This is a genomic window from Ancylobacter radicis, from assembly GCF_018449475.1.
In the GTDB taxonomy this organism is placed as follows: domain Bacteria; phylum Pseudomonadota; class Alphaproteobacteria; order Rhizobiales; family Xanthobacteraceae; genus Ancylobacter; species Ancylobacter radicis.
Window position 1 is genome coordinate 179,876 of sequence record NZ_JAHCQH010000004.1, and the last position, 11,675, is coordinate 191,550.

Here is an 11,675-nt window from a genome sequence, read left to right on the forward strand (position 1 = left end):
GCCGGGCCTCGAAGGACGCAGACGGGTTTCCGTTGTCGCCCCTACAGCCCGAATTCCTTGCGGATGGCGGCGGAGATGTAGGTGACGTAATCGGCCATCAGCAGTTCTCCCTTTTCGGCGGTGGAGCCGGTAGCGACCGCCAGCACGCCCGAGGGCGGCAGGCCGAAATCGGCCGGTACGGGGAATTTGTCATAGGGCGGGAAGGTCGCGGGGCCGTCGGTCGGCACCTTGTCCATCTCCACGAGGTCCGGGCGCAGCACCAGCATGAGCGAGGTCTCCAAAAGGCTCGCATGTTCGAGGTCGATGCCGGGGAAGCCGTCCGGGAACAGCGCGTCGAGCGTGCCGCGCTGGGCGAAATCCCAATATTCCAGCCGCATCACCTGCATGTCGGTGATGCCGTCGCGGGCGAGCTCGCGCAAGCCGAGGTCAAGCCCTTCCACGGAGGGCCACAGATTCTCGTAATGGCCGTTGAGTACCACCAGCCGGCGCACGCCCTGCCGGCCGAGATTGCGGATCACATCGCGCAGCACGAGCGCGAAGGTGTGGGCATCAAGGCTCAGCGTGCCGGGAAAGGCCTCGCCGCCGCCCGAGCGCGGCATCGACTTGCAGCCATAGTTCACGGTCGGGGCGACGATGCCGCCGACCTCGCGGGCGACGCGCTCGCACACGCCGGTCGGCAGCGTCACATCCACGTTCAGCGGCAGATGCGGGCCGTGCTGCTCGGTGGAACCGAGCGGCAGGAACACCGGCGCGCCGGCGGCAATCTTCGCCGCGAATTCAGGCCAGCTCAGTTCATCGAGACGGACGCTGTCGACCATGTGTTTTCCTCTGATGCTCAGTGCATCCGTTGTCAGTGCATGCCCGCGCCGCCGTCGACACTGATGCATTGCCCGGTGATGAAGCCGGTGGCGCGGCTCGCAAGGAACAGCACCGCCTGCGCGATTTCCTCCGGCCGGCCGACACGGCCGAGCGGGTTGGTGGTCTCCAGCGCCCGCTCGGCCGGACTCATGCGGTCCAGCCCCAGCAGCGGCGTATCCACCGGGCCGGGCGCGACGGCGTTGACGAGGATGTGGGGGGCGAGTTCGCGGGCCCAGGAGCGGGTGAGCCCCAGCACCGCGCCCTTGGTGGCGCAATAGCCGGAGGCGCCGGCGCGGCCGAGATAGGCGAGTTCCGAGGCGATGTTGATGATGCGTCCGCGTACCGGGCCGTTGCCGTTGAAATGCCGCAGAGACTCGCGCGCCATGAGGATCGGCCCGCGCACATTGACCGCCGCCATGCGCTCGTAAACCGCGATGTCGAAGTTGGCGAGCGGAGTGTCCGCGAGCACACCGGCGCAGTTAACGATGACGTCCAGCCCGCCGAGATGGTCGCGCGCTGCATCCATGCCGGCGATGACGGCGGCCTCGTCCGACACATTGGTGAGGATGGTCGGCCAGTGCGAGGTCTGCTCCGGCGGGTGCAGGTCGAAGCCCACCACCTTGGCGCCGGCGGCGCTCAGCGCGTCGGCGCAGGCGCGGCCGATGCCGCTGCCCGCGCCGGTGACGATGACGCGCAAATCCTTGTGGGGGCTCACCATGGGAATTCTCCTCGGTCGACGCCGAGGCTCTGGCCGGTGATGTTGGCCGCAAGGTCGGACGCCAGGAACAGATAGGTGCCGGCAATATCCTCCGGCTCCATGAAGCCCGGCAGGATCTGCGCCGACACGATCTCGTTCAAGAGCGTTTCCGGCTCGACAGCCATGCGCGCCGCCATGGCGTGGAGCGAGCGCAGCGAGGCCTCCGTGCGCACCCAGCCCGGACACACGGCATTGACGGTGATGCCGCGCGGCCCGAGCTCCTTCGCCCAGGTCTTGGTGAGGCCGATCACCGCGTGTTTGGAGGCGACATAGGCGCCGAACAGCGCCTCGGCCGAACGCGACCAGATGGAGGCGGTGTTGATGATGCGCCCGCCATGGCCCATGCCCGGCAGCAGCGCGCGGGTGACGAGGAAGGTGCCGACGACGTTGATCTCCACCACGCGGCGGAAGATCGCCTCATTGGCCGCGCCGGCATCGTCGAGCGGGGTGACGAGTTCGAGGCCGGCATTGTTCACCAGTACGTCGAGCTTGGGGATCGCCTGCGCCACCGCCGCCACCGCCTCGCTGGAGGTGATGTCCGCCTGATGCCCGCGCGCCCCGAGCCGGCCGGCAGCCTCGTGGATCGCCGCGTCGTCGGCCAGCATGTGCAGTTCCGCGCCGGCCGCCGCGAAGGCGCGGGCGATGCCATGGCCGATGCCGCGGCTGGAGCCGGTGACGAGGACGGTGCGGCCGGCGAGCCCTTCGAGCTTCATGCGGGTAGGTCGCAGGGGAGGGAGGGGACGCGCATGGGGAACTCCGAGGCGAGAGGTGCCATGCTGGCGCAGTTTCACTTTCCGAAAAATCGGAATTAGTGGAAGGATGTATCGAGGAAACTCGATGTATCGGACATGTCCCTTCGAGCCACCACCTGCCGTCATCCCGGAGGGTCCGCAGGACCGAGCCGGGAGCGCGTGGAGGTAGGCGGGCGGAGCACGATCCCGGCTCTCGCTGCGCTCGGCCGGGATGACGGTAAGGGCACAAGCGGAGGGAACACGCCGATGCGGCGGCTGGACAATATCGACCTGCGGCTGCTGCGCGTTTTCGTCGTGCTGGCGCAGGAGGGCGGGTTTCAGGATGCGCAGATCGCGCTCAACCTCTCGCAATCGACGCTCTCCACCCATCTGGCGGCGCTGGAGCGCAAGCTCGGCGGGCAGCTCTGCGAGCGGGGGCGGACGGGGTTCCGGCTCACGTCCTTCGGCGAATCGACACTCGCCGCGGCGCTCCGGCTGTTCGAGGACATCGACGCCTTTCACGGCCGGATCGGGCGCGACCAGCGCCGCCTCGTCGGGCGGCTGCGGCTCGGCATCGTCGATGGCGTCGTCACCAACCCTCAGCTCGGGCTCCAGACGGCGCTGGCGCGCTACATGGACTACGCCTCGGAAGTCTTCGTCGATCTCGAACTAGGCACGCCGCTGGCGCTGGAGCGGGCGCTGATGGACGGGCAGCGCGACCTTGTGGTCGGACCGTTCTCGCAGAAGGTGCCGGGCATCACCTATATTCCGCTGCACCGCGAGGCGCAGGCGCTCTATTGCGGGCGCGGCCATGCGCTGTTCGACCTGCCGGGTGCCGAGATCAGCCATGCCCGGATCGAGGAGGCGCTGTTCTCCGTGCGGCGCTACCGCCACCTCGACGACCTCTACCGGGTGAACCACCCGCGCGCGAGCGCCGCCATCGTGCAGATGGAGGCGCAGGTGATGATGATCCTGTCCGGCCGCTTCATCGGCTATCTGCCGCGCCATATCGGCGAGGATTGGGTCGGGCGCGGGCAGATGCGGGTGCTGAGACCGGAGAGCTATGGCTTCGATTCCGCCCATTTCGCCGCGACCCGCCGGCTGAAGGGCGAGCAGCCGCTGATCGACGCCTTCATCCGCGAATTGCAGGCGCAGGCCAAGGCGCGGCCTGATGCGTCGCCGGAGGCGGGCACTCAGGTGATGCGGTAGATCCAGTCCGGCAGGATGTAGCGCCGGCCGACGAAGACGAAGCCGAGCGGCACGCCGCCATTCTCCACCACGGCGCTGCGCAGCGCGGTCGCGGCGGGCTTGCGGGTCTTCTCGGCCCGCACCACCAGCACATTGCCGTCAACCAGCGCGTCGATCCGGTGGCCTCGGGCGGCGGCATCGGCCGCCGTGGCGCAGAACACCACCGCCTCGAACTCGCCGCGCAGCTCGTCCATCAGCCTGTCGGCCTCGATCAGCGGGGTGCGCGGGTCGAGCAGCGGCGAGCCCTCCACCGCCGCGAGGCTCCACAGCAGCGGCGTCGGCGTCGGGTAGGCGAGAATGCCGCCCTTGAGGCGGGCGGTGGGGTCGTCGCGCAGATCCGGCGCGGAAGCGAGATCGACCAGCAGGGTGCGCAGGCCGCGCTGCGTGGTGAATTCGGCGGCCACGCCCTCGGCGAGCGTGCGCAGGGCCTCCTCCGCGTCGGAGCTGAGGAACTGCACGATGCGCAGCGGACGGTCATCGACCCGCGTGTCGAGCAGCAGGGCGGCAAGGTTGCCGGCATCGCGCTGGAGCGCCGCCGGATCGCCGGAGCGCGACTGGTTGTCATATTCGCCGAGGATCGGCACTTCGAGCGCCCGCTCGGCCTCCAGCGGCATGATGAAGGTCGAGCGCAGCGCCGAGGCCACCGCCCCGGCGGCGGCGGCGAACAGCAGCGCGCCGAGCACGCCCGCGCCGAGGAAGGGCAGGCGCATCGAGCGGTTGGTCACCGAGGCGCCGGCGTCCTGCACCAGCCGGACATTGGATTCGCGTTCGGTGGCGGCGGATTCCTCGATCTTGGCGGCGGTCGCCCGGCGCAGATATTCGCGATAGCCCTCCGACAGCGTCTCGCGGCGGCGGTTCAGCTCGACCAGTTCGGTTTCCGCCGCGCGCAGCGTGGTGAGGCGCTTTTCCGCATCGGCCTGCTGGTCAACGAGTTCCTTTTCCTGCCGGTCGAGCGCGTCCGCCTCGATGCGCAAGCTGAGGATCATGTTGTTCACATAGCCGACCGCCGGGTTGCGCACGTCGCGGCTGGTCTCGTAGAGCCGCTCATTGCGGGTGGCGATCTGCTTGCGGATGGTCTCGATCTTGCGGTTGATCTCCCGCATCATCGCGCCATTGGCCGAATATTGCAGCGACAGGCGGTCGCGCTCGATCAGCAGGCGGGTCAGCGTGTTGTTGTCGTCGTCATTGCCGAGCGCGTCGCTTTTCTGGTTGAAGTCGAACACGGTCGGCGGGAGGCCGGCGAGCTGCTTCTCGGCCTCGGCAAGCTGGCCGGCAACCGCTACCCGGCGCTCGGCCACCTGCCGGCGGCGCTGCACCACCGAATCCACCTGATTGGCGGCGAGCACCGCGTCCTGGTCGAAATCGATGATGCCGACGCGGGTCTTCAGCGCCTCGACGGCGAGGTCGGTGGCGGTGAGATCGCGCTGGAACCGCTCGACCTCGGCCTGGAGGATGCGCGCGGTGGGGTTCTCCATGATGATGCGCCGGCGCGCCATATAGGCGGCCACCAGCTTGTCGGTCGCCTCGATGGCGATGGCGCGGTCGGGATGGGTGAAGGACACCTCGACGACATTGGAGCCGTCCAGCACCTGCGCGCGCAGATTACGCCGGAACCGCTCGATCGCCCGGTCCATGGCGCTGCCGCTGCTGGCGAAGAAATCGCGCACGCCGGACAGAAGCCCCGGCGGGAACAGCGTCTCGCGTCCCATCTCGTCGATTACCGTGCGGATGACGTCGGCGCTCTCCAGGATCTGCACCTCGGACTCGACCTGCTTCAGCCCTTCGATGGAGAGCACCGCCGGCCCGCTGCCGGTCACGTTCTGGGCGTTCGTCACCTCGCGGCTGACGATCACCATGAGCAGGCTGTTGGCGGTGTACTCGGTTTTGGCGAAGGTCGCCGCCGCCACGCCCGCCGCCAGCGGCAGCAGCGCGGCAAGGAGAATGATGCGGATGTGGAAGAAGGCGGCGATCAGGAAGTCGCGCAGCGTGAAGCTCGGCGGCCGGCTGCCGGGCCACTGGCCGGCGGGCGTGCCCTCGACGCCGTCCGCATAGGTTCCCGTCATCGCCATTATGCCACTCGCGCTCGCCGGCACCGCCGGAGAAGCTGCCCTCAACCACTGTTTCCAGGCCGTAACTGTGACGGGTTAACGCTAATGTGCGGTAAATATGCCGCTGCGAAACGTCAGAACGCCTGCGGCATCAGGCGCCGAACGGCCAGGGCGGTGCCGATCGCCCCCTGCGCGATGACGAGCGCCGTCAAGATCGCCGCCCCGTTCATCCCGTAGAGCGGCACGAGCACGGCTCCGGCGGCACAGCAGACGAGGAACTGCGCGACGTTCAGCCAGCGCAGCAGGCTGCCATGGCCGGTCATCGCCAGCATGATGTCCTGGCAGGAGAGCAGGCCGTTCACCAACTGCCCCGCCGCCATGATGACAAGGGCAGTGGCGGCGATCTCGAAGCCGGGGCCGATGAGGGCGAGCAGCGGCGCGGGGGCCAGCATCATGATCGCGATCGGCGGCAGGCTGCACAGCGCCACCAGACGCCGCACCCGCCGGTTCTGCGCCCGCAGCGCCGCCCAGTCGCCGGTGCGGTGGAACGCGGCAAAGCGGGGGGCGGCGATCGAGCCGATGGCGATGATGACCACCCAGATGAGGATGGACAGCCGATTGGCGATGCTGAAGGCGCCGACTTCCGCCGCGCTGGCGAAGACCGCGAGCAGCAGCATGGGGATGGAGTTCAGCGAGACCTGCACCACCTCGACCATGCCGAGCGGCAGCGCCGTGCGCCAGAGCGCGGGCAGGGCCGCAGGGGCGTCGGCAAGGGCTCCGGCGGGTGCATCAGCGGTTGTCGGCTGGGGTGCGGGGATCGGGTCCCGCATGGCTCGCAGGATCAGCACCGCACCGATGGCGGTGGCGGCAAGGTTGCACAGGGCCAGCGCGTAGAGCATGGCGCTCAGCGAGTGGGCGCCGGCCGCCATGGCGGCGAAGGTGAAGACCGGCCAGGAGCCATTCTGCACGAATTGCCCGGCCACGCCGCGATTGAAGCCGAACAGCGCATGGCCGGCATAGAAGCACAGCGCCTGCGGCAGGATGGACAGCGCGGCGATGCGCAGCGGCGCGGCCAGATCCGGGTCGTGAAACAGATAGTGCGCGGCGGGCGCGGCGGCGGCGAGCGTCGCCAGGGTCGCCGCGATGCCGCCGATCAGCGTCCAGCCGAGCCCGGTGAGCAGGGCCTGTCGGGCGAGATCGGTCTTGCCGAGGGCGATTTCCGCCGCCATGTGGCGCACCGCGGCCTTCTCGAATCCGGCGCGGGCGAGGGTGGCGGCGAGCCCGACCCAGGTCAGGCAGATGAAATAGAGCCCCGCCTCATGCGCGCCGAGCAGCCGCGCGGCCAGCATGAACAGGCCGAGCTTGCCGACGATTTCCAGCCCGCGCACCGCCAGCGCCCCGGCATAGGGCGCATAGCCCAGCGCCAGCCGGCCAAGTCTCGCAAGACGGGAAAGCTCCATGCGACCCCTTGGAAGGCGACCGCCCGTCGCGGGAAAGCGCAGACAGGCGCGGCGCGGCGTGGCATATGCAAGGCCCCTCGGGGCCGGACCGGATTTAGCTCGCATGAACCACGCAGCCCGCCGGGCCGCAAGATGCTTGTGCGTCGCCTTCGCGGTCGCGGCCGTGCTGCCGCTCGCGGCGGGCGCGGCGCGGGCGCAAGCGGGGCTCAGCGATCTGCCGGGCGACAGCGCGGTCGATCCCTCGATCGACCCCTTCCCCTTCGATGGGCGGCTGGCGATTCGCGACTATCTGCGGCGCACCCTGCCGACGCGCTGGTGGGCGAACGAACCCTCTTTCTCGCTCGGTACCTGGTCCGCCATGGTGCATGTGCCCGATGACTGGAAGGGCAATCCGACCGCCGCGATGATCCGCTTCTGCCCGCCGCGGGGCAGCACGCTGTGGCGCCATATCGAGCGGCTCGACCTCGTGCCCTTCTATCGCGACGCCCGGCGGGCGGGCACCACCTGCCGTCCCTGAATGCGCATGGCGGAAGCCGAGTCATTCCAAGCATTTAAGGCTTCATTAACTGCGTTTCTTTAGGTTTCGACCGTCGCCTTCCGCGCTGCCGATTTCAGGGCGGGAAGGCCGCGAGCCGGAGAAGATGAATGCCCTTGGCCGATAGAGGCGACGACGCGCCCCGCTTCCGCGCCGCCGGATCGGCGGTCGGGGGGCTGCGCGCCGTGTTGCCGACGTTGATGGCCGCCCTGCTTCTTGCCGGCTGTACCACGACGAGCCGCGACACGACCGGTTCGGTCGGCCAGCCGCAAAGTCCGGGCGATGCCTTCACCACGGGACAGGAACTGCGCTTCACCGAGGTGAACCCGACGGGTTTCCGGCCCTGGAGCAGCCAGATGCCGGCCTACCGGATCGGGCCCGGCGACAAGCTCAAGATCAAATATTTCCTCACCCGCGAGATGGACGAGGAACTCACCGTCTCGCCGGACGGCACGGTCGCGCCGCGCGCGGTCGGCCAGCTCAAGGTCGAGGGGCTCACCCTCGCCGGGGCGCAGGAAGTGGTGCGGCGCGCCTCCAAGGCCGAGCTTGCCGACCAGAAGGTGGTGATCGCGCTCGAAGACCCGGTTTCGGCCAAGGTCTATATCGGCGGCATGGTCGAGCGGCCCGGTCCCTATAATCTTTCGGAGATGCGGGCCGGAACGCTACAGAGCATCCTGACCGCCGGCGGCTTCACCGAGGATGCACGCACCGTGCAGGTGGCGATCATCCGGCGCGGGCCGGACAACATGCCGATGCTGCGCCTCGTCAACGTCAAGGACATCATCCAGACCGGCTTCACGCTGGACGATGTGCAACTCGTCGCGGGCGACATCATCTATGTGCCGCGCAGCTCGGTCTCCGAGCTGAATGTCTGGATCGACCAGTTCATCAACAAGGTGGTGCCGTTCCAGCGCAGCTTCAACTATACGCTGGGGTCGCAAAGCACCGTGGTGCCCTGAGGCAGGGCACGCCGCGCAGGATGGCGTCCGTGACAAGCGTGCCCGCTATGACAGATCCCGGTCCAAGTCCCGCTGGCCCGAAACATGCGGGGCGCGCCGGCGTGCCTGAGATCGTCTTTCTCGGCGTGCCGATCGCCCGGCTCGATGCGCGCGGGGCGGCCGACCACATCGCGGCCCGCGCGCCGGGGCAGCCCTTCGCCTATGTGGTGACGCCCAATGCGGCGCAGTTCACCCGGCTCAACGAGCTTTCCGACCCGCGTTTTCACGACGCCTATGACCATGCCTGGCTGCGCCTGCTCGACGGGCAGGTGCCGCGCATGCTGGCGCGGCGGCTGTTCGGGCTGGACCTTCCCCATGCGGCCGGCAGCGATGTGACGCTCGACCTGCTTGAGCGCCAAATCCAGCCGGACGATCCGGTCACGCTGATCGGCGGCAGCGACGAGTTGCGGCGGCGGCTGATCGAGCGGTTCGGCCTTTCCACGGTTCATCTTCACGTCCCGCCCATGGGCTTCATCCGCGACGCGGCGGCGGTCGAGGCCTGTGTCGACTTCGTGCTGGCCCACCCCGCGCGTTATGTCTTTCTCGTCGCGGGCTCGCCGCAGTCGGAATATCTGGCGCGGCAGATCGACCGGCGCGGCGGGGCGGTGGGCGTCGGGCTGTGTGTCGGCAGCGCGCTCAACTTCGCCGTCGGCCTCGTGCCGCGCGCGCCGTCATGGCTGCGGCAGGCGGGGCTGGAATGGGCCTATCGGCTGATGCGCAACCCGGTCGGCCATGCGCGCCGCGTGTTCGTCGATTCGGCGCCGGTGCTGCTGACCGCGCTGAAGGCGCGGCGCGATCCGGCGCGCTACGGCATGGCACCGAATGCCACGGGGCGCGGATGAGCGGGATCGGCGGCAAGGCGCGGCGGCAGGCGGTGGTGACGCTGCCGCGCGCCTTCATGCCTGATCCGCTACCCCTCTCGGATGAGCGTTTTTCCGGGCTGGTGACCACGACGGTGCTGGTCGGCACCCTGCCGCTGTTCGCCCAGACCTTCCATTACCTGCACGAACTCACCGTGCCCTATCTGCTCTCCAAGGCGTGGCCGCTCGCCTGCCTGCCGCTGGCGCTGTACGCCGTGGTCTGGCTCGAATTGCCGGCCAAGCGGTTTTATCTCGTCTTCCTCGCCTATGCGTTGGGCGTCACGCCGTTCGTCTCCATGGTGCAGCTCGGCAACGGGCTGATCGACGCGCTGATCACCACGGTGAAGGTGTGGCCCGTCACCTATTATTTCGCGCTCTCGGCCCTGCTGGTCTGGCTCGCGCCGAGCTATGGGCGGGTGCGCGCCGTTCTGCTGGGGCTCGGCGCCACGACCTTCGCGCTGATGGTGGTGCTGTGGGTGGCGGCGCCAGTGAGCTGGTATGTGAACGACCCGATGCTCGGCAAGCTGTTCATGATCGAGGTCGAGCGCGGCTATCGCATCTACATGCCGATGTTCTTCGGCGCGCTGCTGCTGTTCTATCTGACGCGGCGCTTCGTGCAGGAGCCGAAGCTGCTGCCGCCGCTGCTCATCCTCGCCGGCTTCGTCGCCATGCTGATGATCTACAAGCAGCGCACGGCGATCGGCGGCATGCTGCTGATCTGCCTCTATGGCGCCGTGACCTCGCTCGCCCCGCGCCGGCGGCTGCTGATCGTTGGCCTCTTTCTCGCCGTGGTGCCGCTCGGTGTCGGCGCCATGATGGTGCAGAACGCGGATAATCTCCTGCAATCGCTCGGCGGCTCGCTCACCGTTCGGCAGACCTCGCTGGCGCTGGCGGCGAATTTTCTCGGTGACGATCCCTGGCGCTGGCTGTTCGGCGTGGGGGCGACCACGCGCTTCGGCGCCATCACGCTGGCCGACATTTTCGGCAATGACCAGTTCTACATCGCCGATCTCGGCTGGTTCGGCGTGGTGTTTGAGTATGGTCTGATCGGCGCGCTGCTGCTGGCCGGTCTGTATGGTTGGGGCGTGATCGTCGTGCTCAAGGCCGCGCGCGGCTCGGACGATGCGCTGGTGCTCGCGCTGTCGGACTACATCCTGTACATGCTCGTCACCTCGGCGGTGTATTCGCTTGTCTTCACGCCCGGCGAACTCGGCGTGGTGATGGCGCTCGCCATCTATCTCAGCCGCGTGCGCGGGCGCCCACCCTCGACCGTCCCGCTTGCCCACCACATCAGCTTCGGCGCCCGGCGCCGCCCGAATGGAGACTAGGATGCTGCGCCGTCTTGCCAAGCTCATGCGCATGCCCGGTTTCCGCGAGGCGCCGCTGACGGTCGGCGCGCGCGGGCTGCGCTGGCTCGCGGCGGTCGGCCTTGGCCGCAGCCCGGTGTTCGAACTGGTGCCGGGCGCCAGGCTGCGCGTGCCGCCGGACCTGCGCTTCACCTCGGTTTCCGCCTTCCTGCTGCGCGACGCGGTCGAGCCGGAACTGCATTACCTGCAGAAATTCGTCCGGCCCGGCGATGTGTTCGTCGACGTCGGCGCCAATATCGGCTTGTTCACGCTGAAGGCGGCGCCCCATGCGGCCCGCGTCGTCGCGGTCGAGCCGGGCGAGGCGGCGGGCTCGCAACTCGCTTCCAACATTGCGCTCAACGGCTTCGGCCATGTCACTGTGGTGCGCAAGGCGCTGTCGGACGCGCCCGGCAAGGCGGCGCTGTTCCACAACCCGCTCGGCGACGATCCGCAGGCCTTCTCGCTGCTGAGCGACGGCTCGGATGCCGGCAGCGAGCTGGTGGAACTGACCACACTCGATCTTCTGGTCGCCGAGCAGAAGCTTGCGCGCGTCGACTGCATCAAGATCGACGTGGAAGGCGCCGAAGGGCAGGTGCTGGCCGGCGCCACGCAGACGCTGGAGCGCGACCGGCCGACCGTCATCTTCGAGATGAACTGCCCGACGCTGGACAAGGCGGGCGGCGATGCCGCGGCCGGCTGGAACCGTCTCGCGGCGCTCAACTACCGCTTCTTCCATCTCGACGAGAATGGCGGGCTCACCCCGCTCGCCACGCGGCCGGACGAATTCTGCAATGTGGTGGCCCGCCACAAGGACGCGCCGGCGCTGGCGTGAGG

The 11,675-nt window shown here is 68.8% G+C and carries 11 protein-coding genes; 6 read left to right on the forward strand and 5 right to left on the reverse strand.

The genetic code is table 11. The annotated features are described in order from the left end of the window. Window positions 1-41: 41 nt before the first annotated feature. Genes KIP89_RS01045 through KIP89_RS01055 form a run of 3 tightly spaced genes read right to left on the reverse strand, consistent with a single transcriptional unit; the run spans window position 42 to window position 2,328 of the window. On the reverse strand, window positions 42-818 hold the full coding sequence (locus KIP89_RS01045; protein WP_213753557.1) for a creatininase: 777 nt from the start codon (window positions 816-818) through the stop codon (window positions 42-44). A gap of 32 nt (window positions 819-850) precedes the next feature. Next, window positions 851-1,576: an SDR family NAD(P)-dependent oxidoreductase gene (locus KIP89_RS01050; RefSeq protein WP_213753558.1), complete on the reverse strand. Its 726-nt coding sequence runs from the start codon at window positions 1,574-1,576 to the stop codon at window positions 851-853. Further along, entirely contained in the window at window positions 1,570-2,328 is a 759-nt protein-coding gene (locus KIP89_RS01055; RefSeq protein WP_213753559.1) for an SDR family NAD(P)-dependent oxidoreductase, read from the reverse strand. Before KIP89_RS01055 ends, KIP89_RS01050 begins: the two co-directional genes overlap by 7 nt. A gap of 285 nt (window positions 2,329-2,613) precedes the next feature. Between KIP89_RS01055 and KIP89_RS01060 the strand changes: the two genes are divergently transcribed. Beyond that, complete coding sequence (locus KIP89_RS01060; protein ID WP_213753560.1) at window positions 2,614-3,555, forward strand: LysR family transcriptional regulator; 942 nt, start codon at window positions 2,614-2,616, stop codon at window positions 3,553-3,555. Here KIP89_RS01060 and KIP89_RS01065 read toward each other — a convergent pair. Then, a complete protein-coding gene (locus KIP89_RS01065) occupies window positions 3,540-5,663 on the reverse strand; it encodes a GumC family protein (protein WP_213753561.1) in 2,124 nt (707 codons plus the stop codon). The genes KIP89_RS01060 and KIP89_RS01065 overlap by 16 nt on opposite strands. Window positions 5,664-5,776: 113 nt before the next feature. Further along, on the reverse strand, window positions 5,777-7,102 hold the full coding sequence (locus KIP89_RS01070; RefSeq protein WP_213753562.1) for a lipopolysaccharide biosynthesis protein: 1,326 nt from the start codon (window positions 7,100-7,102) through the stop codon (window positions 5,777-5,779). Between the two features lie 103 nt (window positions 7,103-7,205). On the opposite strand from KIP89_RS01070, the gene KIP89_RS01075 reads away from it, so the two are divergent. The 5 genes from KIP89_RS01075 to KIP89_RS01095 all read left to right on the forward strand — a co-directional run bounded on the left by KIP89_RS01075 (window position 7,206) and on the right by KIP89_RS01095 (window position 11,673). Continuing rightward, window positions 7,206-7,619, forward strand: a complete 414-nt coding sequence (locus tag KIP89_RS01075) for a hypothetical protein (protein WP_213753563.1) — start codon at window positions 7,206-7,208, stop codon at window positions 7,617-7,619. A 128-nt stretch (window positions 7,620-7,747) separates the two neighbouring features. Beyond that, complete coding sequence (locus KIP89_RS01080; protein WP_213753564.1) at window positions 7,748-8,596, forward strand: polysaccharide biosynthesis/export family protein; 849 nt, start codon at window positions 7,748-7,750, stop codon at window positions 8,594-8,596. Window positions 8,597-8,697: 101 nt separating this feature from the next. After that, window positions 8,698-9,477: a WecB/TagA/CpsF family glycosyltransferase gene (locus KIP89_RS01085; RefSeq protein WP_369807017.1), complete on the forward strand. Its 780-nt coding sequence runs from the start codon at window positions 8,698-8,700 to the stop codon at window positions 9,475-9,477. After that, a complete protein-coding gene (locus KIP89_RS01090; RefSeq protein ID WP_250152100.1) occupies window positions 9,474-10,823 on the forward strand; it encodes a hypothetical protein in 1,350 nt (449 codons plus the stop codon). Before KIP89_RS01085 ends, KIP89_RS01090 begins: the two co-directional genes overlap by 4 nt. Before the next feature lies 1 nt (window position 10,824). Continuing rightward, entirely contained in the window at window positions 10,825-11,673 is an 849-nt protein-coding gene (locus tag KIP89_RS01095) for an FkbM family methyltransferase (protein WP_213753566.1), read from the forward strand. Window positions 11,674-11,675: the final 2 nt, after the last annotated feature.